The sequence below is a fragment of the Luteimonas rhizosphaerae genome (assembly GCF_002849595.1).
In the GTDB taxonomy this organism is placed as follows: Bacteria; Pseudomonadota; Gammaproteobacteria; order Xanthomonadales; family Xanthomonadaceae; genus Luteimonas; species Luteimonas cellulosilyticus.
Map to the genome: position 1 here is coordinate 20,735 of NZ_NRQR01000022.1, position 26,451 is coordinate 47,185.

The window sequence follows — 26,451 nt, forward strand, 5'->3', positions numbered from 1 at the left end:
GCTCTTCATACCGCTTTACCGTCCACCCGCCCAGAATCGCGGCTCCCTTCCACCGGAGTGTCCCGCATGGGCCTGTTCTCCAAGATCGCCGACCGTATCTTCGGTCGTAAACCCGCCGCCGCCCCGGCGCCCACGCCGGCCGCCAGCACGCCCGCGCCCGTCATCTTCGAGGGCAAGGCCAGCGACCCGAAGGTGTCTCCGCCCGCATTGAACCCGGCGCCCGCCGCGCCGGCCACGCCCGCCGAACCCGTCGATGTCGAAGCCGTGCTGCGCGAGATGGCCGAGGCCAAGGGCGGTTCGAGCGACTGGCGCCGTTCGATCGTCGATCTGCTGAAGCTGCTCGACCTCGACTCCAGCCTCGACGCGCGCAAGGAACTCGCCGCCGAACTCGATGTCGACGCCGGCGCGCACGGCAGCGCCGAGCAGAACATCGCCCTGCACAAGGCGGTGATGCGCAAGCTCGCCGAGAACGGCGGCAAGGTGCCGGACGACCTGAAGGACTGATCCGCGCGCGAGCGCCGCGTCATCGCGTGGCGGTCGCGAACGACAATGCACGGACGAACGCCCCGGCTCTCAGGCCGGGGCGTTCTGCGTTCGGAGCCCTGCGTTCCGTACGACGCGGCGACGCGTCACTCGTGATGCCCGGTCGGCGGCGGCAGCGAGGCGAGTTTCGCTTCTTCCGCTGCTGCGCGCGCCGCGGTCCAGTCGTCGCGCAGAAAGCCGTGGATCGCCGCGATCTCCGCGTCCGTCAGGTGGGAGAACTGCAGCCGCGCGACCGCGCCCATCAGGCTGCCCTGCGCGTACATGTCGCGGCCGTCTCGGGTCACGCCGCTGCGCATCAGCGTCGCGAATTCGGGCAACGAGTAGGTCTTGGCGATGACCAGCGGCGGCGCATCGATGATCGTCTTCGGCGTCTGGTGGTGGCAGTTCACGCAGCCGGCGATGTAGACGAGATGCTCGCCCGATGGCAACGCGACCGCAGGCGCCGGCGCAGGTCGCGCGCTCGTCGAGGGGACCGACGTCTCGGCAGTACACGACGCCAGCCACGGCAGCAGACACAGCGTGACGGCGCAGAACAGTGTGCGAAGCATCGTGGCGTCCCCGGTTTCGATTGCTGCCATGGAAAGCAGACGCGGCGCGCGGCGCGAAGCGGCCAATGCGGATGACGCGCGCAGCCGGTGACCGCAAATGCCACACGCATCGCGCGATGCCGCAACCGCCGCGCTCACGACCACGCGCCGGTGACCCGCCGCGTGCGCGTCTTCGCGAACCGCACCTGACCCGCGCCCCGCTCACGCTGCGCGCCCGCCACGAACCCGTCCCCGGCCGCGTTACGATGCCGCGTCCCCACGTCACCCACTGCCGATCCGCATGAAGGCCCACCCCTCCGACGCCCCGCCGTCGGCATGAGCGCGACCCAGCGCCGCGCGGCGCCCCAGAGCGGATCCCGGATCGAACGCCTGCAGCCGTGGATCGCCGGCAGCCTCTGCGTGCTGCTGCATCTGCTGCTGCTGTGGCTCGTGCTGTCGCGACCGCCGGTGACCGTCACCACGCCGCAGGGCGGCGACGCCGGCAGCCGCACGGAAGTCACCTTCATCGACGACGACACCGGATCGCCGCCGCCGACCGATGTCCCACCGGCGCGCAGCACCGCGCCGCGCACGCCGCGCCCTCCCCGCCCCGACGCGCCCGCACCGGCACCTGCCGCCTCGCGCCTGCAGGCGACGACGGTCGACCGCGCCGACGAACCCGTCGCGCCCGACGTCGCCGATCCGGCCGACCCCGTCGCCGCGATCCCGCCGCCGCCAGCGCCGCAACCCGACGAACCCGAGCCCGAGCCGCCATCGTCGCCGCCGGAGGTCACCGCGCAGGCGTCGGTGCCGACTCCGCCGCCGCCGTCGACGCCGCGTCCCGCGCGCACCTGGGGCCAGCCCCCGGGCATGCAGGCCGAACCGCGCGCACCGGTCAACGCCGGCATGGCCAACAGTTCGGCTGTCGTACGCGGCCGCGGGCGCGACGGCACCACGTCCGAGCTGTCGATGGACATCGGCGGCTACCAGGTCTACTACGAGGTGCGCAGCGAAGACCGCCTGCGCGCCTGGCGCGACGAGGGCATCACCGAGCTCTACCTGCCGCTGCCGGGCATCCGCGAATACATGATCTGTCCGCTGGAAGTCGCGCTGCGCCGCGGCTCCGGCAAGTGCCGCCTGCTCGACCCGTATTCGCCGGAGATGGAAAAGATCGGCGACGCGCGCGAGGTCATCAACATGCAGGAGGTCTACCGGCGCGGCCAACCGATGTGGCGTGGGCCGGGGCCGTACCGCTGAGGCCGGACACCGGGCATCTGCACCTGATCGCACGATCGCGCCACCGACGATGCCAGCTACCTGCATCCCGGACGACGCCGCGCACGATTCCGGTTGCGAGGCTGGCTACGCCGATTGACTCGCGCAGCACGCAGCTCGCGGCGACGAAGACCGGAATTGAGACGTTGGGTCAGCGCGAATCATGGATCGCACTCGTCCTTGCGTCATGCCGCCTGCACCTTGAGTGGCCGCTCCTCCACGACCTGCGCGTTTCCTGCCTGCGGGGCCAGTGACCGGGCCCGACTGCGTGCACAGCGGTTTCGTGAAGGAGCATGACATGGCGTTGTTCGAAGAATGCAGGGGCCGCTGGTGGTTGCACACGCGCATCGATGCGCATTCACTCGGGACGGCCCTGCAAGCCGACGGCGCGCACATCGCCGATCTGGAAGTCCATCCCGGCGCTGACGCGCTCCGCTTCAGCGCGGTGGCATTGCCGAACCGGCCGGGCGGCGCCTACTGGTGGTATTTCGGACTCGATGGCGCCGCTGTCGGCGCCCGTCTCACGGAACACGGCGCCGTCCCTGTGTCGTTGACCTGTTATCGAAGCGCGGGCGGGATGCGGATGGCCGTCGCGATGCGTCGCGCGCCGGGCCAGGGCTACTGGTGGTACTTCGGGCTGTCCGCGTCGGACCTGGGGCAGCGACTCGCCGCCCACGACGCGCTGCCAGTCGACATCTGCGCCTACGAAGAAGGCGGACAGCTCTGGTTCGCGGCCGTCATGGTGCCGGCCCGAGGCAAACGGCATGCGTGGTACTTCGGACAGCATCCGCACGATGTCACCCGGCTGCTGCGGGAGACCGGCGGCCAGCTGCACATGCTCAGGGGCTACGCCACGACCGCGGGCACGCGCTACGTGGTGGTGATCCATCTTCCGAACCAGGACCGCAGCTGGTGGTACTGGGGCCAGACGCCTGACGACATCCGGCGCAACGCGCTGTTCAACGGCGCGTTCCCGTCGGATATCACGGTCTACCGCGAGGGCGGCGGCGACCGCTATGCGTGCGTGATGCGCGAGCGCACCGGGCTGACGACGGATTCCACGCGGCACCGCCGCGTGCGCGCCATGATCGAAGCCAGCCAGCAGGGCGGCTACTTCGGCTTCTATCTGCGAAAAACCGGTGGCAGCGTCATCGAGGCCTTCAACGAGGACGTGGTGTTCGATCCGTGCAGCTGTCTCAAAGCGCTGGTGCATGCCCATGCGCTCAGGGCCGTACAGGACGGAGCGCAGTTCGATGGCGCGCCCCTGACGCTGGCCACGACGGTCGCGGTCCCGGACCACACGACGGGCTCATGCCCGTTCGATGATCCCGGGGACCCGGCTTCCGGCTGGCAGTCGGGGACCCTGCGTGACGCCCTGCAACGCGCGATGCGGGATTCCAGCAACATCACGCCGGAGGCCGTCCGGCAGGCCCTCGGGCCTGCCAACGTGGCCGCGTCCGCGCAGCAGCTCGGGATGCCCCACACGCGTCACCTGGGTCCGACGGGCTGCAAGAGCAACGAAGCGACCCTGCTCGACTTTGCCAATCTCTACGAACGCTGCGCATCGATATTCTTGGACGCGACACATTGGGATCTGTTTCGGAACCTGGCACGAAGTGGGGAAATCCTCGCCGCCGTCGAGCGCCGTTGCGGCGCGCTCATGCAGGCGCACCCGTTACCGGCCGATTTCCCACGCCGCTTTCGTGCGCACTGCGTCGGCGTGCTCAAGCGCGGCAACGGCAGCGACGGCGACAACCACAAGAAGGCCACCGCCGGCTATATCGCGATCCCCTTCTGCACCGACGGGCGCGTGGTACTGCAGGGCTACGTCTATGGCGTCTTCAGCGAATACAACCGCTCCGGCCCGACGCTGGATTATGAGGATGTCGCCGCCGAGATGCTTTCGGGCGAAATACTCGCTGCGATACGCAGCTTCGCCGGCGGGAGCTGCTCGCTCTGACCCGACATATGCACTGATCCGTGCAGATTGCTGGACGTAGTCGACGCGCGATCCGATGACACGTGCCGCAATGCGATCTGCGCCTAGCGCGGCTCGTCCGCCGGCTGCGCCGCCGCACCCGTGAAGCGACCCTCGTCGACGTCGTCCGCCTGCCAGCCGCGATCGGCGTCCAGTCCCGTCAGCCACCAGGTGTGCGCGTCGATCCGCAGCGGGCCGCGGACGCGTTCGTGGAAGCGCGTCGGCACGCGCACGCCGCCGAGGTCGCGGTAATCGGTCAGCGTGGTGTCGACGTGCGCGCCCTGGGTGGTGGCGAAACCGTTCAAGGTCAGGTGCACGCGGTACAGCAGCTGCGTCTGCGGGTCGATCCACGCGACCACCTCGTCGCGCGCGGCCTCGCCGAAGCCCGGCGCGATCTCGACCAGCACGCGCCTGTAGTCCGCGCCGGCCTCGCGCGCATCGGGCAGCCGGGTCACGCGCGTGGCGCGCGCCGCCAGGAACGAGGGGCCGAAGTGGAAGAGTTCGAACGCATCGGTCGTCATTGCGGACGCCGCCAGGATGTCCGGATCCGTCACGGGCACGCCGTCGTAGTGCACGGCGATCGCGCCGGGCGTGCGCAGCACGTGCTTCACGCCGTTCGGCCCCTGGTAGCGGATCGCATGGATGCCTTGCGACGGCGCATAGCGCGCCTCGGCCGTGACCCGGTAACCGGCGTCGGTGACCACCGGCTGGATGCGCTGGATCAGCGACTGCCAGCGGCCGTCGCTCGCATAGTTGAGGTCGCCCTGGCGCGTGCGCAGATCGCCGCCGTGCGCCGCCACGCTACCCGCCAGCAGCGCGGCGCCGTCGAGGCCGTCGCTGCCTGCGTACGGCGCGGACGCGCGGGGAAATCCGGTCGCGCAGCCCGCGAGCCACGCGGCGGCGACGCACACCAGCAGAATCCGGATCACGACGTGCATCGCAGGTGCTCCTTCGAAAGTCTGCCCCGCTTACGCGCGACCACGCGCGATGGATGCAGCGATCGCGATGCGGAGATTCGGCCGGACGTCCGACGCCATCGGGCGACGCGGAACGGCGAGACCCTAGTCGGCCGCCTCCGGCGCCGACATCGATCTGCTGAAAAGACCCGAGCGGTCGAAGCAGCAGGCGCGGCGCTTGCCCGAGGCCAGCATGTCGCAGGCCGTCGCCAGGCGTTTGGTGCGCGTGTCGGCCTTCTTGCCGGACACGATCCAGTGGATCCAGTCGCGTCGCTGCACCGGCGTCAGCGTCGTCCACTGCGCGTGAGCGTCCGCATGGGCCGACAGCGCCGCGCGCACGTCGTCCGGGACCACGGGCTCGGGTTCCTCGGCAACCGGCGCGAACACGAGCGCGACCGCGTCGCCGACCGCCACGTCCGCGGCATCGGACAGCGCGCGCGGCACCCGCAGCCAATGGCCGCCCTGTCCGTCGGGTTGCAGCGTCGCGACGAAGGCCTGGCCAGCGAAGGTGCCGTCGACGGTGACCAGGCCGCGCGACGGCAGCCTGGCGCTGGCAACGGCCGGCACCAGGAGAAAGCGCCAATCCGCATCCGCCGGCGCAGCGGGGCGCTGGAGTCGGGCGGTGCAGCGGATGCGCGCGGGCGTCGAAGGCATGGCGAGCGGTCAGGTGAGCGAAGCCAGCACCGAGCATGCGACGCGCCGTCGTGGAAGTGAACCTGCCGCCATGACCCGACATGGCACGATGCCGCACCGTTCCCCGCGTTGCGCCTGCCATGACCCGTTCCCTTGCGTCCTTGTTGCTGCTGTCGCTGCTCACCGGTTGCGCCACCCAGGCGCCGCTGCAGATGCAGCGCAGCCCGGACGACGTGCGTGCGGAGATCGTGCGCAAGCTGCCGGCCGGCGTGGACGACCGCCAGGGCTGGGCGAACGACGTCTACGTCGCGCTCACCGCGCAGGACATCGCGCCCAGCAGCGAGCACATCTGCGCGGTGCTGGCCGTCACCGAGCAGGAGAGCACCTACACCGCCGATCCCGCGGTGTCCGGGCTGTCGACGATCGCGCGCGCCGAGATCGAACGCCGCGCCGATGCGCTGCACGTGCCGGGCTTTCTGCTCAATGCGGCGCTGCGGCTGGATTCGCCCGACGGCCGCACCTACGCGCAACGGCTCGAGCGCGTGCGCACCGAGCGCGACCTCAGCGAACTCTACGAAGACTTCATCGACATCGTGCCGCTGGGCGGCCGGCTGTTCGCGGGTCTCAATCCGGTGCGCACCGGCGGACCGATGCAGGTCCGCATCGACTTCGCGGAAACGCATGCGCGCGGCTATCCGTATCCGGTCGAGCGCGGCATCCGCCAGGAAGTGTTCACCCGGCGCGGCGGCCTGTACTTCGGCACGACCCATCTGCTGGGGTATCCCGCGACTTACGACACGCCGCTGTACCGCTTCGGCGATTTCAACGCCGGCTGGTACGCCAGCCGCAATGCGGCCTTCCAGAACGCCGTGACCGAAGCCTCCGGCATCGAGCTCGCGCTCGACGGCGACCTGCTGCTACCGGGCGCGAACCTCGACAATCCCGGCGCCACCGAACGCGCCGTGCGCGCACTCGGCGGCCGCATCGGCATGGACGACGCACAGATCCGCCGCGCACTGGAACAGGGCGGCGAACTCGACTTCGAAGAGACCCGGCTCTACGCGCGCGTGTTCGAACTCGCCGATGCCGCCGCCGGCACGCCGCTGCCGCGCGCCGTGCTGCCGGGCATCGTGCTGGACAGCCCCAAGATCACCCGCACCCTGACGACCGCGTGGTTCGCGAACCGGGTGCAGGAACGCTGGGAGCGGTGCATGCGGCGGTGACGCCGCGTGCGCCGTCGCTGGCACGCGACTCGGCGGTACGCGTCCTGCCCCCGAGCGCTGATGCGCCGGTGCGGTCGAACGGTCAGGACGCGTCGGCGCGCGGCGTGAAATAGCCGGGTGCCGCGAGGTCGGTCAGCAGATCGGGCTCGACGGGAGCCCAGCCGAGTATGTCGCGCGTGTGCGCGCTCGACGCGGGCTGATCGATCGCGGCGAACCCGGACATCCAGCCGAAATGCGCGCACGCCTCGTCCGCGGACAGCGACACGCACGGCACATCGAGACCGGTCGCGATGGCCTCGGCGATCTTCCGGAAGGCGACGCCCTGCTCGGCGACCGCGTGCCAGGTTCCGGCATACGGGCCACGTTCCACGGCAAGCCGGAACGCACGCGCGGCATCGCGCACGTGCACGGTGGGCCAGACGTTGTCGCCGGCGCCGATGTAAGCGGAGCAGCCCGTGCGCCGGGCGATGTCGATCAGCGTCGGCACGAAGCCGTGATCGCCCATGCCGTGCACGGTCGGCGGCAGCCGCATCACGCCCGTCGCGATGCCGCGCGCCGACAGCGCAGCGGCGGCGGCCTCGGACGCCCGTGGATAGTCGTCCGTCGGCGGGAAGGCGGCGTCGGCTTCGGTCGCAACAGGACCCGCCGCATCGAGAGAGGCGACGCCAGCGGTCACGATCAGCGGCTTACCGGTGCTGCCGATCGCCGCGCCCAGGGCGTCGATCGCGCGCCGATCGATCGCGCAGGCCTCGCCGAAGCGCGCGAAATCGTGCACGAAGCCCAGATGCAGCACCGCGTCGGCGCGTTCCGCACCAAGCTGCAACGTGTCGAGCGCTTCGAGGTCGCCGCGCAGCGCCTCGGCGCCCAGTGCGGCGAGTGCACGTTCGCTGTGGTCGGAGCGCGCGAGGCCGAGGACCCGGTGCCCGTGCGCAGCGAGTTCGCGGACGACGGCCGAGCCCACGAATCCGGTGGCGCCAGTGACGAATACCTGCATGACGATCGCTCCCTCTGTGGTTGACGGGCGAAGCGTGTCGCTACACTCCATGGTGGTAAAGACGTGGGCTTATCCTGGTATGGACGCTACTCCCCTCGCGACCGCGCACGGCGCAAACCGCCTCGGTACCTTTCTGCGGGACCGTCGCCAGCGGCTGGATCCCGCCGCCTTCGGGCTCGGCGGGCGCCGCCTCACGCCGGGCCTCCGGCGCGAGGAAGTCGCCCAGCGCGCCCACATCAGCACCACCTGGTACACCTGGCTCGAACAGGGCCGCGGCGGCGCACCGTCGCCGCGCGTGCTCGACCGTCTCGCGGACGCGCTGCTGCTGACCGAAGCCGAGCGCGAGCATCTGTTCCTGGTCGCGATCGGAAGTGCGCCCCGGGCCCAGGCCCGGACGCACGACGGCATCTCGCACCGGTTGCAGCGCCTGCTCGATGCGATGCCGATGATTCCGGCCACCGTCGCGACCGCGACCTGGGACATCGTCGGCTGGAATCGCGCGGCCCGGCTCGCACTCACGGATTACGAGACCCTGCCACCCGGCGAGCGCAATGTCCTGCGGCGGATGTTCCTGGACCCCGCCGCGCGCGCGGCGCAGCGCGACTGGGCGGCGGTGGCGCGCTTCCTCGTGGCGACGTTCCGCGCCGAGACCGCACGCGCGGGCCAGGATGCGCGTGCCGGGGCGCTCGTGGCCGAGTTGTCCGGCAAGAGCGACGACTTCGCCCGCATGTGGATCGAGAACGACGTGCACACCACCGGCGAAGGCGCGAAGACGATCCGCCATGCCGCGGTGGGCGACATCACGTTCGAGTTCTCGTCCTTCGCGATCGACGGCCGTCCGGACCTCAAGCTGATGATCTACAACCCGGCGGGCGACGCCGACCTGGCGAAGATGCGGCGGCTCTGCGGCTGAAGTCGAGCGAAGATCTGAGGCGCTCGCCCGAGCGCTTGAACCTGACGACCGCGTGGTTGGCCGACCGGTTCTGGAGCGATGGGAGTGGTGCGTGCGGCGTTAATTCGTCATGTGCGGCGAGCTTGGCGGCGCTCGCCGCTGACAGCGCCGCCACAACCTAACCAGCGGGCATCCTGCTCGGCAATCCGTGACGTGGACCAAGCGCAGCGGTGGTGCGTTGGCAACATCCGGGATCCGGTCGACTCAATCCTGCGAGAGCACGACAAATGCCGTAGCGATTTAACACGTCATCGATGCAGACTTAATGTTCTGTCCGTGACGCTCCTAGGTCATATATCCATGGGGTCGTCGTAATGCATCGATATCTGGCTGCAGTCCTCTTTATCGTCGGCGCTTGCGTCGTTCCGACCGACGCCCGTGCAGAGACCTGCCCGGGCAATTTGATTGGGGTCAAACCATTGCTGTGGGGCGATGGGGCACGTCTCGGCGAGTTGCAGCTCTACTACAACCCGGGGAATGGCAGAAACTGCGCCCGTGTTGTGCACGGCGGCGAGACATGGGGCAAACGGCGCACCACCAGCGTCCAGATCGAGACCTGCACGCAGGCGGTGTTCCGCGCCAACGGCAGGACCTGTCCCGGAGCTGCCTCTATTCCGAGACGTCAATGGAGCGGTGTCACGCAATACTCGACCAATGCAGTGTCGCTACCCGGACAAGGGCGTTGCGTAGACGCAACGGGAAGTATCGAGCGACGGCTGAATGCAGGCGGGGTGACTGCATCGCGGCTTGCAGGTTTCTGCGGCGGCTGACTCTATGGATGCGGAACTCACCCTTCACGAACATCGCCACGTCGAGAGGTCGCCCGCGACGCGTTCCGCTTCTTGGCCGACAGTTTTCTTGGCCTGTGCAGGCGCCGCCATCGTTGGAACAACGATCGGCTGGTTTGCCGGGTCCATAGATTCTGGCGCCGAAACTCCCGCACAGGCTCCTGCAGCATCGGATAGTCCGCAGCGTCGCCAAAACCCATCCGATTCCCGGAGCGCAACGTACGCGTCACGGAGCGGCGAGGCTGTTGCTCTAACTGATGCGCGTCCCTCGGTAGAAACGGTGGACTCGGCGTGTCCCGGCAGCCGCACCGCCACACCCGATGCAGGGTGTGTCACGGCCTTGACCTCCGCCAACCTGCGTGATGCGTCGGTCCGATATGCGCTGGTCGCGGCGCTCAAGTCGGAGCAGTCACCCGCTGCCAAGGCGGCGATCTTCGGCGCACTGCAACCGACGCCGTTGGCAACCGAGGACCTGGCGCCCCTGTTGGAAGAGCTGCGGGTGATTTATGACACGGGGCAGCCTGAACTGCGTGCAGCCGCGCTGGTGCATTGGGCGCAGTGGGATCGCGGCGATGGCATTGCTCCGTTGCTGCGCGACGGCCTGTACGACGACAGTCCCCAGGTCGTCCTTGGTGCGGTGACCGCGGTCGCGCTGTCGAACGTGCGCACTCAGGAAATGAAGGAAGCGCTGCTGCTGCTCGCGAACGATGCAGCGCCGGACTCCGAGGCCCGCGTCGCCGCGCTGGACGCGCTGCGCGATTTCAGTCTCTCTCGCACCGAAGACGCGATTTTCCGTGAAAGCGAAGCCGCATTGGCTGACGGCATAGACGACTCGTCCGGATTCACTTGAGCGAGCGGCCCATCTGGAACCACTAGCCCCCGGCAGGGATGCCGTTTGAAAGAAGCCCGCTGCACTCAGCGCCTGACCGACTCCGCATCCGACGGTGCGTCCGCCGGCAAGGTCGCGCGCTGCGTCGACCAGTGCAGCATGGCGTCCAGCGCGGGGCACAACGCCTGGCCCCAGGGCGTGAGGCGGTAGTCGACCTTCGGCGGCACCTGCGGATACACCGTGCGCGTGACCAGGCCGTCGGCTTCCAGCTGGCGCAGCTGCTGGGCAAGCATCTTCTGCGAGATGCCGGGCACCCGGCGTTCGAGATCGGAATAGCGTTGCACCTGCCCACCGAACAGGTGGAACAGCAGCTCGAGTTTCCAGCGTCCCTCGAGCAGGCGCAGCACCGTCTCCACGTCGCGCGCAGCGGTTTCAGGCGTGTGGTCCTGACCCATGGGTGAGGTCCTTACCTTGCGGTGCGTTCTTGATGCGGCCCGAGTCTATGACCACCATCCCGGGCAGACAAACGCAAGGACACGGACATGCCCCCTTCCCTGCCCGCCGTGGTGGCCGACTACTTCCGCATCAGCAACGGCGGCGACGATGCCGCGCTCGGCGCCTGCTTCACCGACGACGCCGTCGTGCACGACGAAGGCGGCACGCACCGCGGCCATGCCGACATCCAGGCGTGGAAGCGCGCGGCGCGGCGCAAGTACGACTATTCGGTCACGCCGGTGGAACACCAGCGCGACGGCGACCGCCTGACCGTCGCCGCCGAGCTCGTCGGCAATTTCCCCGGCAGCCCGGTGACGGTCGATCACGTGTTCGAACTGGCGGGCGATCGCATCCGCACGCTGCGGATCGGCTGAGCGCGGCGTCCCGCGTTGCGGGGCGCACGCCGGAAGCGGATGCTCGCGCGATGGAACGTTCCGCCACCGGCCACGAGACCGCCGCGCACCCGCCCGGTGTGCTCGGGCTGACCCGCGCGATGGACCTGCCGCAGGCGCCGGTGCTGGCGACGCGCGACGCCGGCGTCACCGGCATGGCCTTCCTCGAACTGGGCAGCGGCGAGGCCGCATCGGGCGTGGCCGCGCCGGTCCGCGACGATGCCTTCCTGATCGCACTGCAGCTGCGCGACTGCACCGATTTCGACCTCTACGCCGACGGTCGCCTGGTCCGCCCGCGCGACTTCGCCGCCGGCAACGTCGCCATTTTCGACCTGCGCGAGAACCTGGCCACGGAGCGCCGCGCGGCCTTCCACGCCGTCGATCTCTACCTGCCGCAGGCCTCGCTCGCGGCGATCGCCGAAGACGCCGGCGCGGCGCGCATCGACGACCTGCGCCACGACACCGGCGCGGCGTTCCGCGATGCCGTCGCGCGCGATCTGCTCTCCTCGATCCGCCCAGCCCTGGCCTTGCCGGCGCAGGCCAACCAGTTGTTTCTCGACCACGTCGCCCTGGCGCTGGCCTCGCACGTGGCCCACACCTACGGCGGCCTGCGGGCGCGCCCCGCCACGCAGCCCGGCGCGCTGGCGCCGTGGCAGGCGCGGCGCGCGCAGGACCTGCTGGCGTCCCATCTTGGCGGCCGCGTGAGCCTGGCCGAACTGGCCGGCGCCTGCGAGCTGTCGATCCGACACTTCACGCGGGCGTTCCGCGCGACCAGGCTGCTGCGCCTGCGTGTCGAACGGGCGAAGGCGCTGCTGGCCGACGCACGGCGGTCGCTGGGCGAGGTCGCACTCGACTGCGGCTTCGCCGACCAGAGCCATTTCACCCGCGTGTTCCAGCAGCGCGTGGGCCTCAGCCCGGGCGCGTGGCGGCGCCTGCAGCGGCGCTAGGCACCCGCACGAACGCGCATCGACGCATCGCGTGATCCGCACCCGACGGCCCGCCGCACGCGCGCGGCCCGATCGTTCAACGCACGGCCCGCGCGTGCAGGATCGTCGGCCGCCGCTGCATCAGCCTATGGGCTCCCCCAAGGTGCGAGGCACGCAGCACATGCACAGCAACAGCGACCGCCCGCCGGCGGCCGGCCCCACGTCCACAGCGCGCGCACGCGACAGCCGCGAACGCGACGCGGCGCATTACGACTTCATCGTCTGCGGCGCCGGCCCCGCCGGCTGCGCGCTGGCCGGCCGTCTCGCCGAGAACCCCGATGTCCGCGTGCTGCTGCTCGAGGCCGGCGGTACCGACGACGTGCCCGAGGTGCAGGTCCCCGGCCAGTGGCCGGCCAACCTCGGCTCCGAACGCGACTGGGGGTTCGTCGCCGAACCCAACCCGCACCTCAACGGCCGCGCCATCCCGCTCAACATGGGCAAGGTGCTCGGCGGCGGTTCCAGCATCAACGTCATGGTGTGGGCGCGCGGCCACCAGGAGGACTGGGACCAGATCGCCGAAGCGGTGGACGACGACGCCTGGGGCTACCGCGCCGTGCTCGACGTCTACCGCCGCATCGAGGACTGGCGCGGCCTGCCCGATCCCGAGCGCCGCGGCAGCGGCGGGCCGGTGCATGTCGAGCCCGCGCGCGATCCGCAGCCCGCGGCGGTGGCGATGGTGGCCGCCGCGGAGTCGATCGGCCTGCCGGTCTTCGCCAGTCCCAACGGCGCGATGATGGAAGGCCGCGGCGGCGTCGCCCTCGAAGACCTGATCATCCGGGCCGGGCAGCGCACGTCGATGTACCGCGCCTACATCTGGCCCCGGCGCCACCAGGCCAACCTCACCGTGCTGACCCGTGCGCACGTCGCGCGGCTGCTGTTCGCAGGCCGCGCCGTGGTCGGCGTGGAGGCCATCGTCGGCGACCGCCGCGAGACGTTCATGGCCGACCGCGAAGTCGTGCTGTCGATGGGCGCGATCAACACGCCGCGCGTGCTGCTGCAGTCCGGCATCGGCCCGGAAGAGGAACTGCGGCCGCACGGCATCCCGGTCGTGCATCACCTGCCGGGCGTGGGCCGCAACCACCAGGACCACGTCGCCTTCGGCTGCCTGTTCGAATCCACCCGGCCGCTGGTCGTCGGCCATGGCGGCTCGGAATCCACGCTGTACTGGAAGACCGATCCCGCGCTGCGCCTGCCCGACATCTTCCAGTGCCAGCTCGAGTTCCCGGTGCCGACGCCGGAAACCGCGCATCGCGGCGTCCCCGAGCACGGCTGGATGACGTTCGCCGGCCTGTCGCATCCCAAGAGCCGCGGCACGCTGCACCTGACCGGCGCGGATCCGCACGACCGCATCCGCATCCAGGCCAACACGCTGTCGCACCCGGACGACCTGCGCGCGGCGAAGGCGACGGTGGCGATCGCCCGGGAGATCGCCCATGCGCCGGCCTTCAAATCGCTGCTGAAACGCGAAGCCATGCCGGGCCCGCTCGCCGGCGTCGAGCTGGAGCGCTACATCCGCGATGCGGCGATCACGTTCTGGCACCAGGCCTGCACCGCGAAGATGGGCCGCGATGCGATGTCGGTCGTCGACGGCCGGCTGCGCGTGCACGGCATCGACCGCCTGCGCATCGCCGACGCCTCGGTGCTGCCCAACATGCCGAGCGGCAACACCATGGCCCCGTGCGTCGTCATCGGCGAACGCGCGGCCGATCTCATCAAGGCGGCGCACGGCATCTGATGCCGGCGCCCGCTCCCGTCCCTGTCCCACGTCGATCGGAGGAACACCCCATGCGCTTCGCACTCCCCACGCTGCTCGCCGGCGCCCTGAGTCTCGCCGCCGCCACCGCCACGGCTGAAACCCGCACCGCCGCGCCATTGCCCGCAGACGCGGCACGCAACGTCGTGCTGGTGCACGGCGCCTTCGTCGACGGCGCCGGCTGGCGCGGCGTCTACGATTTGCTGGTCGAGCGCGGCTACCGCGTCAGCATCGTGCAGAACCCGCTGACGTCGCTGGCCGACGACGTGGCCGCGACCCGGCGTGTCCTCGACCGCCAGGACGGCCCCACCGTGCTCGTCGGCCATTCCTGGGGCGGCACCGTGATCACCGAGGCCGGCCTGCACGACCAGGTGGTCGGCCTGGTCTACGTCTCCGCGCTGTCGCCGGATGCCGGGGAGACCACCGCGCAGCAGTACGAGGGCTTCGAGCCGCAGCCCGAATTCGTCATCGACACCCGGCCCGACGGCTACGGATTCCTCGACCGCGCGGGATTCAAGGCCGGCTTCGCCCACGATGCCAGCGACGCGGATGCCGCGTTCATGGCCGACGCGCAGGTGCCGATCCACATGAGCGCCTTCGCCACGCCGCTGCAGCATGCCGCCTGGCGCAGCAAGCCGAGCTGGGCGGTGATCGCGACCGAGGACAAGGCGTTCGACCAGGCCATGCTGCAGCACATGGCCAGGCGCATCGGTGCCGAGGTCACCAACGTGTCGGCCAGCCACGCGCTGTATGCCACCCAGCCAGGCGTGGTAGCCGACGTCATCGACCGCGCGGCACGCCAGGCGGCCCAGGCGCGCTGACGCCCACGCATCGCCGCGCGTCGCTGCGCGGCCGTGCGGTAGGCGCGGTTGTCCGGGCCCCACCTTTACGGGATAGTCGACCGCGTTGTCAGCGCAGGGCGCCGCCGCCCTGCGAACGCCACGCATCCGCCTGGCGACAGGACGCGGAGGGCGCATGCAGATTCGACATCCCGGCGGCACGGGGCCGCGGACACGCCTGCGCCTGCGCGAGCAGGTGGGCTACGGCATCGGCGATTTCGGCTTCAATCTCTACTGGGCCAACATCGCCGCGTTCCTGCTGATCTTCTACACCGACGTGATGGGCCTGGCGGCCGCGGCGGTGGGCACGATGATCCTCGTCACGCGGGTGCTCGACGCGGTCACCGATCCGCTGATGGGCGCCATCGCCGACCGCACCCGCACGCGCTTCGGCCGCTTCCGGCCCTACCTGCTGTGGGGTGCGTTGCCGCTGGCGTTCACCGGGGTGCTGACCTGGACCGTACCCGACCTCGGCGACACCGGCCGGCTGGTGTGGGCCTACCTGACCTTCAGCCTGATGATGCTGGCCTACACCGTGCTCAGCACGCCGTACTCGGCGCTGTCGGCGGTGATGACCAACGACAGCCAGCAACGCACCACGCTGATCAGCTTCCGCTTCATCGCCGCGTTCGCCGGTACCACGGTCGTCAATGCGTGCACGCTCGACCTGGTGCGCTGGTTCGGTGGCGGCGACGAGGCCCTGGGCTGGCAGCTCACGCTGGGGTTGTACGGGGTGGTGGCGTCGCTGCTGTTCGCGACGGTGTTCTTCAGCACGCGCGAGCGCATCGCGCCGCCGCCGCAGCAGCGCAGCGACGTGCGCCAGGACCTGCGCGACCTGCTCGACAACCGGCCGTGGATGGTGCTGTTCGTGCTGGCGCTGGTGATCATGGTCACCATCGTCATGCGCAGCGGCGCCACCGTGTACTACCTCAAGTACTACCTCGAGCGACCCGACCTGACCGGCTGGTTCCTCGGCAGCTATTCGCTGGCGCTGGCGGCGGGCGCCGCGCTCACGCCGGTGATGACGCGTTTCGTCGACAAGAAACGGCTGATGGTGTGGCTGATGGCGGCCGTGGGCGTGCTCAGCTGCGCGATGTTCCTGGTGCCGCGCGATGCGATCTGGCTGCTGTTCCTGCTCAACACGCTGGTCGGCCTGGCGCTGGGGCCGAAATCGCCATTGGCGTTCTCGATGTATGCCGACTGCGCCGACTACACCGAATGGAAGACCGGGCGCCGCGCCACCGCGCTGACGTTCTCGGCCGCCACGTTCTCGCAGAAGCTCGGCGGCGCGCTGGCGGCGGCGGTGATCGGCTGGATGCTCGCGGCGATGGGCTACGTCGCCAACGAGGCGCAGTCCGATGCCTCGCAGCTCGGCATCGCGCTGCTGCTGACCGTGATCCCCGGAGTCGTCGCGTTCTTCGCGGCCGTGGTGATGCGGGCCTACCCGGTCGATGCGTCGACGATGGCCGACGTGCAGGATGCGCTGGATGCGCGCAGGGCGGCACGCGCATGAGCACGCTGCAGTACGGCTTCAGCGACGACGGCCGCAGGTTCACCATCGACAGTCCGACCGCGATGCCGCACGCCTCGTCGTTCCTGTGGAACCGGCGGATGATGGTGCAGGCCACCTGCCGCGGTTTCGCCACCGCGCAGTTCATGCAACCCGAACCGGCGAAGTACGCGCATGCGCCGACGCTCGAGGCGCGCAGTTTCATGCAGCCCGAGCAGCCGGTCTACGCGCACCATCCGGGCCGCTTCTGCTACGTCAAGGACGAGGACGACGGCACGCTGTTTTCGCTGCCGCATGAACCCGCGCGTGCACCCGCGGATGCCTTCGCGTTCGAGGCGGCGCCGGACACGCTCATCTGGCGCATCGAACGCGATGGCCTCGCCTTCGAGTGGCAGCTGACGCTGCCGGTCGACGATGTCGCCGAGCTGTGGAGGCTGCGCGTGCGCAACAACTCGGGCAGGACGCGACGACTCAGCCTGTATCCCTATTTCCCGGTCGGCTACATGTCGTGGATGAACCAGTCCGCGACCTGGCGCGAGGATCTGGGTGGCATCGTCTGCAACAGCGTCACGCCCTACCAGAAGGTGGCCGACTACTTCGTCCAGCGCGACTTCATGGACCGCACGGTGCTGCTGCATGCCAACGCGCCCGACGCCTGGGACGCGCGCCAGGCCGCGTTCGAAGGCGAGGGTGGGCTGCATGCGCCGTCGGCGATCACGGATGCACCACTGCTGGGCGGCCGCGATGCCGATTACGAAATGCCCACCGCGGCGCTGCAGTACCGCTTGGTGCTGGCCGATGACGACGCACATGAAGAGCGCTTCGTGTTCGGCCCCGCGCGCGACGACGCGCAGATCCACGCGCTGCGTGCGACCTATCTCGTCCCCGGTGGCTTCGAAGCGGCCGCGGCGGCGTATGCGGATTACCTGGCCGGCGGGCGCGGCTGCGTCGACATCCGCACCCCCGATGCATGGCTCGACGCCTTCGCCAACCACTGGCTGCCGCGGCAGGTGTACTACCACGGCGACGTCAACCGCCTGACCACCGACCCGCAGACGCGCAACCTGCTGCAGGACCACATGGGCATGGCCTACCTGCAGCCGGCGACCGCGCGCACCGCGTTCCTGCGCGCGCTGTCGCAGCAGGCGCCCAGCGGCGCGATGCCCGACGGCATCCTGCTCGTTGACGGCGCGCAGCTGAAATACATCAACCAGGTGCCGCACACCGACCACTGCGTCTGGCTGCCGGTATTCCTGCAGGCCTACCTCGACGAGACCGGCGACGACGCCCTGCTCGACGTGCCGGTCACCGATGCCGACGGCCAGGTCGCCAGCGTGGCCGCGCGCGTGGACAAGGCGATGCACTGGCTGCTGGCGGCGCGCGATGCGCGCGGGCTGGGCTACATCGCCCAGGGCGACTGGTGCGATCCGATGAACATGGTCGGCTACAAGGGCCGCGGCGTATCGGGCTGGCTGACCCTGGCGACCGCGCATGCCCTGCGGCTGTGGGCCGGCATGCGCACGCGCCATGCCGGCAGTGCTGCGGCCGCGGTCTTCGTGCAGGGCGCGCAGGCCTGCAACGACGCCGCGAACCTACACCTGTGGGATGGCGACTGGTACGCGCGCGGCATCACCGACGACGACGTGACCTTCGGCGTGCAGCGCGACACCGAGGGCCGCATCTACCTCAACCCGCAGAGCTGGGCGATGCTCTCGGGCGCGGCCGATGCCACGCGTCGCGAACAACTACTGGCAGCGGTGGAAGCGCAGCTGGTCTCCCCGTACGGCGTGGCGATGCTCGATCCGCCCTACACCGGCATGCGCGACGACGTGGGCCGCCTCACCCAGAAATTCCCGGGCTCGGCCGAAAACGGCTCGGTCTACAACCACGCCGCCGCGTTCTACCTGCACGCGCTGTATGAAGTGGGCGACGCCGACCGCGCCTGGCGCGTGCTGCGCGCCATGCTGCCCGGGCCCGATGCCGACGATCTGCTGCAGCGCGGCCAGCTGCCGGTGTTCGTGCCCAACTACTACCGCGGCGACTGGCGCGGCCATCCGCGCACCGCGGGGCGTTCCAGCCAGCTGTTCAATACCGGCACCGCGGCGTGGCTGTATCGCTGCCTGATCGAAGGCCTGTTCGGCTTGCGCGGCGAAGGCGACGCGCTGCGCATCGCGCCGCAGCTGCCGTCGCACTGGTCCGGGGCTTCCGTGGTGCGCCGCTTCCGCGGCGCCGAGATCACACTGCAGGTGCGGCGCGTGCCCGGCCTGACGGCCATGCGCGTGCGCGCCGACGGGCACGTGCTCGACGCGCCGCTGCTGCGCGGCATCGTCGCCGGTGGCCGGCATCGCATCGACGTGGAGTTGCCGGAATGACGGCCACGCCGCAGGTGGTGATCGTCATGGGCGTCTCGGGCAGCGGCAAGACCACGCTGGCACGCCTGCTGGCGGAGGCCTGGCACGCGACCTTCCTCGATGCCGACGACATCCACGACGATGCCGCCCGGGCCCGCATGGCCGCGGGCCTGCCGCTCACCGACGCCATGCGCGACCCCTGGGTGGCGCGCATCGCGACCGAGCTGATGACGCGGGTGGCGGCCGGCGAGCGCGTGGTGCTCGCGTTCTCCGGCCTGCGCCGTCGCCATCGCGACCGGCTGCGTGATGCCGGCCTGTCGCTGCGCTTCCTCTTCCTGCAGGGGGACAAGCCCCTGATCGCGACGCGCATGCAGGCCCGCAGCGGGCACTACATGCCGGCGTCGCTGCTCGACAGCCAGTTCGAGGCGCTGGAGATGCCGGCCGGCGAAGACGACGTCGTGACGCTGGCGATCGATCGACCGCCGGCCGAGGTGCTGCGCGATGCGCTCGCGGTTTGCGTGTGAGCTTCCAGCTGCGGGCTGGAGGAAGTACCGGTCCGTTGCGGGGGAACGGTCAACCTCATGGGCTGGGCAGTGAATCTGCAACCGGTATCGCTGAGGTCACGACCCGGATGCGCCTGGCACCGCTGCATGCGGGCGCCTGGGCGACCTGCAGGCGAAAGCGCCCATCCAGGTCAGCGGCCGTTGTAGCGGGCCGAGAACCGACCGTTGGTCACATGCAAGCGCGGCGCATCATCAGCGGCGCCATGCTCCTTGAGCACGCCGGAGAACGTGCCCGCCACGCCGTCTGCATCCAGCCGGGTCAGCGTCATCCCGAAGCGCGTGCCTGGGGCGCCGGCCGCCATGTAGGTGGTCGTCTGCCCGCGCCCGTTGCTGGCGTAATACGTGCCGTGCAGCTCATCGCGTTCGCCGTCATAGGTGCCCAGCTCGACACCCGGCGAGACAAGCTGGAAGGAAAAGCTCGACCCGCTCCAGTCGGGCGTCTGGCTGCCGCCGACCGTCACGAAGTGCACGGTGGGCTCGGACGGCGGATCGTTCGCACTCACGGCGGCGTTGAACGTCATTGGCGTTCCATCGATCTCCAGCGTCAGGTACTGCGCCTCCGCCTCTTTCGATGGTCCGCCGCCGCAGGCGACAAGCGCCGCCATCGCCAGGACGCCCACGGTGCTGCGAATCGGGTGCTTCAAATAATTCATCGATCGCTCCTTGATCGTCGTGTAGCCGTCATGGCCGATGTATCCGGGTCCAGCCGTCGCACCGAGCAGCTGTTCGCCTCGGAACCTACCTCGGGACGTGATCGCGTTCTATCGGGATGTCGGCCAAGGGGCTTCAGTTGAAGCTGGAAGCGAGCGCCAACCTGATGTCCGCCATAAGAAACTGAAGCCGTAGGCTGTCAATCGGAACGCGGTTCTGCAGTCTGAGTTCAGAAAAATTTGGCCTACAGCGCGACGCAGCATGGGAAGTGAACCTGACACCGTTAGTTCACGCCGCGTTAGTTCACGCCGTGTGCGCACGGTTGACCTGATGGTCTGGGAAGTGAACTTGGCACCGTTATCCTGCGGCCGCTAGAAGTGAACCTGACCCCGTTACCCTGCTGTAAGTGAACCTGGCACCATTATCTCGCGCCTGTTCTCTCCTATAGCCTGGGCGGCTTGTCAGTCATCGGTCCAAGCCGACTAACGTGGCGGAAACTGTTAGCTCCAGAAGTGAATCCGACACCGTTATCGACGAAAATTGAGCGAGGATGCCGCTTTGCCCGCCAACTATGGTGTCGTTCGCTCCGTCCTACGGCAGTTCTCGCTAGAAGAGTCGCTTCCTCACATCTGGCATTATTCACGGCTTGTATCGCAGAATGTGCCGCTACCGAGTAGCTATACCTACGGTAGACCGGGCTACTGGGACCGCCTCCCGCAGACCTTGTTCCCTCACAAGGTTGATCTGCTTGTACGCGAACTATTGCTGCATGCCGATCATTGGGACACAAAGCAGATCAAATCGCTTTCCCGTTGGGACGATTTGGCGGACGCAGTCAACGCCTTGAGGGACTTCGGCGATAAGTCGTTTGATCCGCATGCCGGGGGTGGAGTCCGGTTGACCCTTCATCGGTTGGCTCAGCAACAGTTCCCACGTTTTAGCTTGTTGACGAGCCCGAAGATGGGCCGTCATCTGGCGCTGTACCGCACACCGGCAATCCGCGAGGTGTTTGAGAGAAACCTAGGCATCGGCGTGGATGCGTACTTCCTCATGGCGTTCGCTGTCATTGCCGGTTCGCTTTCCCGTCCGCACAACAACCTAAGAACGGATTACACAATCGTTGGGCTGGATCCAGAGCAGACCAAACGCTTCTTTGATCTGATCGTGGGTCAACGCAAGGAAATGCGAAACAAAGCGATTGAGGTACAGCGGTTGGACGATCAATGGGAGTACGCGTTCAACGTCTTCCATTACAAGCCAATGATCTCGCTGGATCCCAACCACCCTGAGCGCGCGTTCTGCCCTGTTCCGGCCGCATTGGAAAAGCGCGTGGTGGAAGGCCTGTATTACGATCTGGTCAACGCACAAGGCTTCGATAACGCCTTTGGTGAAGCCGTAGATGGTCTCATCGGTCGCATGCTCAGAAGCCTGGCGCCTGAGTGCGAAGTCTTCAAGCCGGAAGCTCTGATCATCGGCAAGTACCGGTACGACGGGTCTGACTGGATCATTCGCAAGGGCAACTACGATGCCCATGTCGAGTGCAAAGCCAAACGAATGTCGATGTCAGGACGTGTCGCAGACAACGTCCAAGCCCTGAGGAAAGAGCTTGCCAAGTTGGCCGAGGCCATCGTTCAGAACTACGGAAACATCCAGCGATCTCGACAGCATGGCAGCCAACCCGGCATCACTGAGCGTCAGCATTTCAACTTGGTCATCACGCTCGAAGACTGGCTCATTTTTAGTGATCTGACGTTCGATCTGCTGTACGAATTGGTTGTTGAGCAACTTGGCGCTGCGCGCCTATCCTTAGACCTCCTGGATGAGGTCCCATATCGAGTGATGAGCTTCGAGACGGCCCAGCACTTTTGCGGTGCTGTAAAGACCCATCCCATGGAAGAGGTGATTGGAGCGTCCAATGACGCCAAGTACGGTGGCATGGCGTTTACACACGAGCTGCAGGATCGGTTCCCAGACGTGGATTACCACGGTGTGGGCGGCTTCGATGCAGATTTCGATGCGCTAGTAGCTCCAATCGTTGAAGCCAGCGGCTTTCGTAAGACTGCAGAGTAGAAGAGGCGCGTCGACCCTCAAGGCCGGGGGCAGCCGTGATTGCGGCATGCCCCCAGACCAAACACAGCGTCAACCGACGCGGTGCTTACTTTTTGATGCCAGCAATCTTCTCGTACTGAGCTTGGACGACATCCTTGCCGTACTTTTCTTCCAGACGCAGGACGGTGAAATGGCCTCGCGCCATGTCCTGGTAGAAGTCAGTGAAAAGCGTGTTGATCGCAGCGCCAGACACTGCGCCAATGATTGGCACCGCCTGAGCCGCAAACTTCTGTGAGATCACTATCCCGAAGCGTGCTGCGACCTTTTCGATGAGCTTTGCGAGCATGGTGCTCGCTTGCTTCTCCGCGGCCTTGGACAACGCGCGGGTACCAGCCTTCTTGCCCGACTTGACAGCAATGTCAGCCAGGCTCTTGCCTACCGCGCCTGTAAAGCTGTTCAAGAAGCTACGGGTCATGTAATAGCCCGTCTCCGCGGCATCATCCGTTGAAGAGCCTCCGCCCATCGAGAAGACCTCGATACATGCGCGTTTGGTCTCGAAGTCATCCAGGTCGAAGTTCTCGCTGCGGGCAATGTCCACCACAGCTCGCATCATGATTGTTGTGGAAACTGGCAGATCTACCAGCAAGCCCGGCAGGCCGAAAGCGCCTCCAATACCGCCGGAGGTCGCCGCCAACAGCTTGTTGAAGCCTGTCGAGGCCTCAGTGCCAGGCTCGTTCTTGATCGTCAAAAGTGCGCCTTCAACAGCCTTGTTGAACGCAGCTTTGACAGCCAAGTCCAAAGGCCTCTTCATCATCTTAGGCAGCATCTTGATAGCGCCTTCAACAGGCGTGCCTATGAGATTGGAAATCTGGGCAGTGAGAGATGGCGACTCAAGCAGATCAACTGCCTTCTGCAAATCTTTGTAGTCCTGCGAACCCTTGGTGATCATTTCTTGCTCTCGGACGTCCATGCCGACGTAGGCGCCAAGCCCCCTGACCTGACCTGGTCAGTTTACAAGTTGGCTGCGGAGTAGCGGTTCCAGGTTAACTTCCAGCGCAGTTATAGCGCCCATCATCGCCCCCCCACTCCCCCGATACGCCGCAATCGTCTGCTCCGTAATCGGATTCGACATCGCCAAGCCGTTGACGTACACCGCCGACGCAGCTAACGGTTCCGCAGCTAACGGTTCCAGGTTCACTTCTACCCGCACCACTGCGCCTCACACGGCACCCCATCGTGATTGCCATCCATCTTCGTATCCGGGCAATTGCGGATGAAGAACGTCGCCTCCTCGCACGACCGCATCTGCGAGCAATGCTGGCGGCCATCGCAGCTGAAGGTCTGGGCCGGCCTGGGCAGCACCCGTTCCGGTGTCGATGGCCGAACTGTCGAGGTGGCGGCAACTGGCGCCGCCATCGTGGGTTCCGACGGATTGAAGTAGCGATAGCCGGCCCAGACGGCGAGACCCAGGATCAACAGCATGACCAGGCGTGTCATGGCGCGGCCTCCGAATTGACGGGATGACGGACGTGGACTGCGCCTGCCGCCGCGCTCATCGCGTGCCGCGGCAGACGGGGAATGCGGTGCAGCCCCAGAAGGTGCTGGCGGTGCGGCGGTTGGTGCGTTCGACCATCGTGGTGCCGCAGCGTGGGCAGTCCGGGGTGGGGGTCGCGAGAGATGCGGGCACGACGACGGGGTCGCGTGGTGGGGCGGGCGTCTGCGCCGGCAGCGGCTGGGCCGCGTGCGTGGCGGCCTGCGCGCTGCGGATCATCGCCAGCAGCGCGGTGCCGTCGAGCAGGGTGATGGGCTTGCCCTGGGCGAAGCGCGCGGCGTCGCGGGTGAAGCCGTGCAGCGCGGCGATCTGCACCGCGTGCGCGCCGTGGTGGGCGAGCAGGCCGTACATCTCGCGGACCACGCTGACGGGCACCTGCCGCCGGCGCCACTGCTTGCACTGCACCAGCGTGCGCTGGCCGTCCCTGCGCAGCACGAGGTCGATGCCGCCATCGGCGCCGCCGAGCCCGGTTTCCTCGATGGCGTAGCCCTGGCGCCGGAAGGCCTCGCCAACCAGGCGTTCGAACTCGCGCCAGTCGAGCGTGGCGATGCTGTCGAGCCCGGTGCGGGTCTCGAGCAGGCGACGCCGCCGGCGCGCGCGCACGAACGACACCAGCGAGGCGATGGTGCAGAGGGCCAGCACCGCCCATGCGATGGGCGCGAGGGTATCGGCCTGCGCGGCCAGTGCCTGGGCGAACGGCCCGTCCTGGTGCGCGAAGAATGCGGGAATGCCATGGCGGATGCCGGCGTAGCCGACGAGGCCCACGACCAGACCGACCGGCCACGGCGATGCAGCCAGATCTTCGAGCGTGCTGCGTCGTGCGCGTCCCATGCGACTTCCCCGTTCCCCTGGGCCGACGATAACGCGAAAGTCGCGCACTGCGGTTTGCAGGGTCGGAGAAAAGGCCTGCGTGCTGCGCGATCCACGCGTGCGTCGCCGGCGGGATGCGGGCGCGACCGCTGCCCTGCCCCACTCGCGGCACGTGCGTCACGGTCGTGCCTGGACAGCGTGGCGATCAGGCGATGGCACATCCGGGCGGCATGGTCGCGGCGGCGAGTCAGGTCACGGCTTCTGGCCCGGGAGCCATGCCGGTTTGCCTGCAGAGCGGGGCATTGCAGGCCGCGGCCCGGGTGCGGGATCCGGACGGCCTGCGCTATCGCCCGGCCTGGCGGCGCATGTCGCGGGCGAGCATGCGGGCCTGTCCGGCGCGCGATGTGAACGGGCTGAGCCACGCCAGCAGGCGGTTCAACCGGCCGGACACCACGCTGGACCGTCCTGCGAACAGGGCGTCCAGGCCGATCTCCACCGCCGCCTCCGGGGTGATGACCGTGGCCCTGGCCCAACGCGGGCCCGCGTAGCCGCCAGCCGCGTCGCCGAACCCCGTGTCCATCAACCCGGGGATGAGGGTCGTGACGCGCACGTCCGGCGCCAGCTCGGCGTGGAGCGCCTCCCCGAACGAGCGCACGAAGGCCTTCGATGCGCCGTAGGCGGCCAGCCCCGGGGTGGGGCCCAGCGACGCCATGCTGGCCACCTGCAGGATGTAGCCCTCGCCCTGCCGGGCCATGGCGCGCGCCGCCAGGCGGCTGAGCTCCATCACCGACAGCACGTTGAGCTCGATCATCGCGCGCAAGGCGGCACCGGACTGTTCGGCCAGCGGCCCCGACAGGCCGCGGCCCGCGTTGTTGATCAGCACGGTCGGCGTGACGCCCAGCGCCGACACCGCGTCCATCAGCGTCGACGCCGCGCCCGGGCGGGCCAGGTCCATCGGGCGGACGTGGACCCGGCGTCCGGGATGCGCGGCGAGGATCGTCGCGGCCAACGCGGTCATGGGCGCCTCCCGGCGCGCGACCAGCACGAGCGAGTACCCGCGCCTGGCGAGCGACCACGCGAACGGCAGGCCCAGGCCGCTGGACGCGCCGGTGACGACGGCCCAGCGTTCGGGCGTGCGGGAACTGGCGGGCATCGTGGTGTCCTCATCGAGCGCCCGGGACCGGGCGATGGAGGCAGCAGACCTGCGCCGGATTAATTTCCGATTGCGGGCGGCATCCGCTGCCGGCGGCTGGCGACGACACGACGCGTGCGGCCCCGCGGCCGCCGGGCTATGGTGCCGCCCTGTTGAGGAAGATGTCCGATGAAGAAGATCTACGACCCACCGCTGACGCAGAACTCGAATGCGCCGCTGTTCCGGTTCGACAGGGCGATCGAGAAAGCGCAGCAGCGCGTGACCGACGCGATCGACATGAAGCGCCACCACACCAGCCACAGCCTGGCGCAGGAAGTGATCCGCGAAGCGCGTGACGCGCTGCGGAAAGCGGAGCACGCACGCGAGGCCAAAGTGCGCGAACTCGCGCAGAAAGACGCCGAGCGCAAGGCGTCACGCCCCTAGTCGATGGGCGCGGTGCGCGTCGGGCACACAGCGGTGCTAGTCACGAGAGCGGCGTTGTCGGCAGCCCGTCGTCCTGACGCGGACGGAGAGCGCATCACCTTCGCGCGTCCTGCCGGAGGCGGCGCCGGACACGTGAGGTCGCACGTGCCACGCGTGGACATCCGCGCTCGACGGCACCGCCAGGGGCAGCGCCCCTTTCCGTGACCGGATCAGCCGCCGACGTGCT

26 protein-coding genes are annotated in these 26,451 nt (G+C 68.6%); 16 read left to right on the top strand and 10 right to left on the bottom strand.

Features of this window, described 5'->3' with window-relative positions; all coding sequences use genetic code 11:
* Positions 1-66: 66 nt before the first annotated feature.
* Positions 67-504, top strand: a complete 438-nt coding sequence (locus tag CJ022_RS11130) for a DUF3597 family protein (protein ID WP_101926724.1) — start codon at positions 67-69, stop codon at positions 502-504.
* Between the two features lie 125 nt (positions 505-629).
* Here CJ022_RS11130 and CJ022_RS11135 read toward each other — a convergent pair whose 3' ends face one another.
* Entirely contained in the window at positions 630-1,091 is a 462-nt protein-coding gene (locus CJ022_RS11135; protein ID WP_101926725.1) for a hypothetical protein, read from the bottom strand.
* Positions 1,092-1,406: 315 nt separating this feature from the next.
* Here CJ022_RS11135 and CJ022_RS11140 point away from each other — a divergent pair, with 315 nt between their 5' ends.
* Together CJ022_RS11140 and CJ022_RS11145 are read left to right on the top strand one after the other, a co-directional pair.
* The gene (locus CJ022_RS11140) at positions 1,407-2,327 is read left to right on the top strand and encodes a plasmid stabilization protein ParE (RefSeq protein WP_101926726.1); all 921 of its coding nucleotides are present in this window, start codon (positions 1,407-1,409) and stop codon (positions 2,325-2,327) included.
* A gap of 316 nt (positions 2,328-2,643) precedes the next feature.
* Positions 2,644-4,305, top strand: a complete 1,662-nt coding sequence (locus CJ022_RS11145) for a serine hydrolase (RefSeq protein ID WP_143703941.1) — start codon at positions 2,644-2,646, stop codon at positions 4,303-4,305.
* Positions 4,306-4,388: 83 nt separating this feature from the next.
* On the opposite strand, the gene CJ022_RS11150 is transcribed toward CJ022_RS11145, so the two are convergent.
* Positions 4,389-5,261 (bottom strand): hypothetical protein, encoded by an 873-nt coding sequence (locus CJ022_RS11150; protein ID WP_101926728.1) that lies wholly within the window; start codon positions 5,259-5,261, stop codon positions 4,389-4,391.
* A 123-nt stretch (positions 5,262-5,384) separates the two neighbouring features.
* On the bottom strand, positions 5,385-5,933 hold the full coding sequence (locus tag CJ022_RS11155; protein WP_101926729.1) for a YdeI/OmpD-associated family protein: 549 nt from the start codon (positions 5,931-5,933) through the stop codon (positions 5,385-5,387).
* A 119-nt stretch (positions 5,934-6,052) separates the two neighbouring features.
* On the opposite strand from CJ022_RS11155, the gene CJ022_RS11160 reads away from it, so the two are divergent.
* Positions 6,053-7,135 carry a DUF1615 domain-containing protein gene (locus CJ022_RS11160; protein ID WP_101926730.1) on the top strand — a complete coding sequence of 361 codons (1,083 nt, stop codon included), beginning with the start codon at positions 6,053-6,055 and terminating at the stop codon, positions 7,133-7,135.
* Positions 7,136-7,217: 82 nt separating this feature from the next.
* Here CJ022_RS11160 and CJ022_RS11165 read toward each other — a convergent pair whose 3' ends face one another.
* Positions 7,218-8,129, bottom strand: a complete 912-nt coding sequence (locus CJ022_RS11165) for an SDR family oxidoreductase (protein ID WP_101926731.1) — start codon at positions 8,127-8,129, stop codon at positions 7,218-7,220.
* 79 nt (positions 8,130-8,208) lie between these two features.
* On the opposite strand from CJ022_RS11165, the gene CJ022_RS11170 reads away from it, so the two are divergent.
* The 3 genes from CJ022_RS11170 (at position 8,209) to CJ022_RS11175 (ending at position 10,719) form a co-directional block, all read left to right on the top strand.
* The gene (locus CJ022_RS11170; RefSeq protein ID WP_101926732.1) at positions 8,209-9,042 is read left to right on the top strand and encodes a helix-turn-helix transcriptional regulator; all 834 of its coding nucleotides are present in this window, start codon (positions 8,209-8,211) and stop codon (positions 9,040-9,042) included.
* A gap of 353 nt (positions 9,043-9,395) precedes the next feature.
* Positions 9,396-9,851 (top strand): hypothetical protein, encoded by a 456-nt coding sequence (locus CJ022_RS16780; protein ID WP_143703942.1) that lies wholly within the window; start codon positions 9,396-9,398, stop codon positions 9,849-9,851.
* A 358-nt stretch (positions 9,852-10,209) separates the two neighbouring features.
* Positions 10,210-10,719: a hypothetical protein gene (locus CJ022_RS11175; protein ID WP_101926733.1), complete on the top strand. Its 510-nt coding sequence runs from the start codon at positions 10,210-10,212 to the stop codon at positions 10,717-10,719.
* Between the two features lie 65 nt (positions 10,720-10,784).
* Here CJ022_RS11175 and CJ022_RS11180 read toward each other — a convergent pair whose 3' ends face one another.
* Positions 10,785-11,153 (bottom strand): winged helix-turn-helix transcriptional regulator, encoded by a 369-nt coding sequence (locus CJ022_RS11180; protein WP_101926734.1) that lies wholly within the window; start codon positions 11,151-11,153, stop codon positions 10,785-10,787.
* A gap of 87 nt (positions 11,154-11,240) precedes the next feature.
* Here CJ022_RS11180 and CJ022_RS11185 point away from each other — a divergent pair, with 87 nt between their 5' ends.
* The 7 genes from CJ022_RS11185 to CJ022_RS11215 all read left to right on the top strand — a co-directional run bounded on the left by CJ022_RS11185 (position 11,241) and on the right by CJ022_RS11215 (position 19,548).
* Entirely contained in the window at positions 11,241-11,567 is a 327-nt protein-coding gene (locus CJ022_RS11185; RefSeq protein ID WP_101926735.1) for a nuclear transport factor 2 family protein, read from the top strand.
* A gap of 50 nt (positions 11,568-11,617) precedes the next feature.
* Positions 11,618-12,532, top strand: coding sequence for an AraC family transcriptional regulator (locus CJ022_RS11190; RefSeq protein WP_101926736.1), 915 nt, complete (start codon positions 11,618-11,620; stop codon positions 12,530-12,532).
* A 160-nt stretch (positions 12,533-12,692) separates the two neighbouring features.
* Positions 12,693-14,306, top strand: a complete 1,614-nt coding sequence (locus CJ022_RS11195) for a GMC family oxidoreductase (RefSeq protein ID WP_101926737.1) — start codon at positions 12,693-12,695, stop codon at positions 14,304-14,306.
* Between the two features lie 50 nt (positions 14,307-14,356).
* Entirely contained in the window at positions 14,357-15,145 is a 789-nt protein-coding gene (locus CJ022_RS11200) for an alpha/beta fold hydrolase (RefSeq protein ID WP_101926738.1), read from the top strand.
* Between the two features lie 154 nt (positions 15,146-15,299).
* Positions 15,300-16,676, top strand: coding sequence for an MFS transporter (locus tag CJ022_RS11205; RefSeq protein ID WP_101926739.1), 1,377 nt, complete (start codon positions 15,300-15,302; stop codon positions 16,674-16,676).
* Positions 16,673-19,045, top strand: a complete 2,373-nt coding sequence (locus tag CJ022_RS11210; protein ID WP_101926740.1) for a GH36-type glycosyl hydrolase domain-containing protein — start codon at positions 16,673-16,675, stop codon at positions 19,043-19,045. The genes CJ022_RS11205 and CJ022_RS11210 overlap by 4 nt, the downstream gene beginning before the upstream one ends.
* Positions 19,042-19,548 (top strand): gluconokinase, encoded by a 507-nt coding sequence (locus tag CJ022_RS11215; protein ID WP_101926741.1) that lies wholly within the window; start codon positions 19,042-19,044, stop codon positions 19,546-19,548. Before CJ022_RS11210 ends, CJ022_RS11215 begins: the two co-directional genes overlap by 4 nt.
* A 170-nt stretch (positions 19,549-19,718) precedes the next feature.
* Here CJ022_RS11215 and CJ022_RS11220 read toward each other — a convergent pair whose 3' ends face one another.
* On the bottom strand, positions 19,719-20,240 hold the full coding sequence (locus tag CJ022_RS11220; RefSeq protein ID WP_101926742.1) for a hypothetical protein: 522 nt from the start codon (positions 20,238-20,240) through the stop codon (positions 19,719-19,721).
* Positions 20,241-20,961: 721 nt separating this feature from the next.
* Here CJ022_RS11220 and CJ022_RS11225 point away from each other — a divergent pair.
* Positions 20,962-22,308 carry a hypothetical protein gene (locus CJ022_RS11225; RefSeq protein WP_143703943.1) on the top strand — a complete coding sequence of 449 codons (1,347 nt, stop codon included), beginning with the start codon at positions 20,962-20,964 and terminating at the stop codon, positions 22,306-22,308.
* 85 nt (positions 22,309-22,393) lie between these two features.
* Here CJ022_RS11225 and CJ022_RS11230 read toward each other — a convergent pair whose 3' ends face one another.
* The 4 genes from CJ022_RS11230 to CJ022_RS11245 form a co-directional block, all read right to left on the bottom strand.
* Positions 22,394-23,236: an EcsC family protein gene (locus tag CJ022_RS11230; RefSeq protein WP_101926791.1), complete on the bottom strand. Its 843-nt coding sequence runs from the start codon at positions 23,234-23,236 to the stop codon at positions 22,394-22,396.
* Positions 23,237-23,487: 251 nt separating this feature from the next.
* Complete coding sequence (locus CJ022_RS11235; protein WP_101926744.1) at positions 23,488-23,784, bottom strand: excalibur calcium-binding domain-containing protein; 297 nt, start codon at positions 23,782-23,784, stop codon at positions 23,488-23,490.
* 55 nt (positions 23,785-23,839) lie between these two features.
* Entirely contained in the window at positions 23,840-24,670 is an 831-nt protein-coding gene (locus tag CJ022_RS11240) for a restriction endonuclease (protein ID WP_101926745.1), read from the bottom strand.
* A 322-nt stretch (positions 24,671-24,992) separates the two neighbouring features.
* Positions 24,993-25,802, bottom strand: a complete 810-nt coding sequence (locus CJ022_RS11245; protein WP_101926746.1) for an SDR family NAD(P)-dependent oxidoreductase — start codon at positions 25,800-25,802, stop codon at positions 24,993-24,995.
* 168 nt (positions 25,803-25,970) lie between these two features.
* Here CJ022_RS11245 and CJ022_RS11250 point away from each other — a divergent pair, with 168 nt between their 5' ends.
* Positions 25,971-26,225, top strand: a complete 255-nt coding sequence (locus CJ022_RS11250) for a hypothetical protein (protein WP_101926747.1) — start codon at positions 25,971-25,973, stop codon at positions 26,223-26,225.
* The last annotated feature ends 226 nt before the right edge of the window (positions 26,226-26,451 follow it).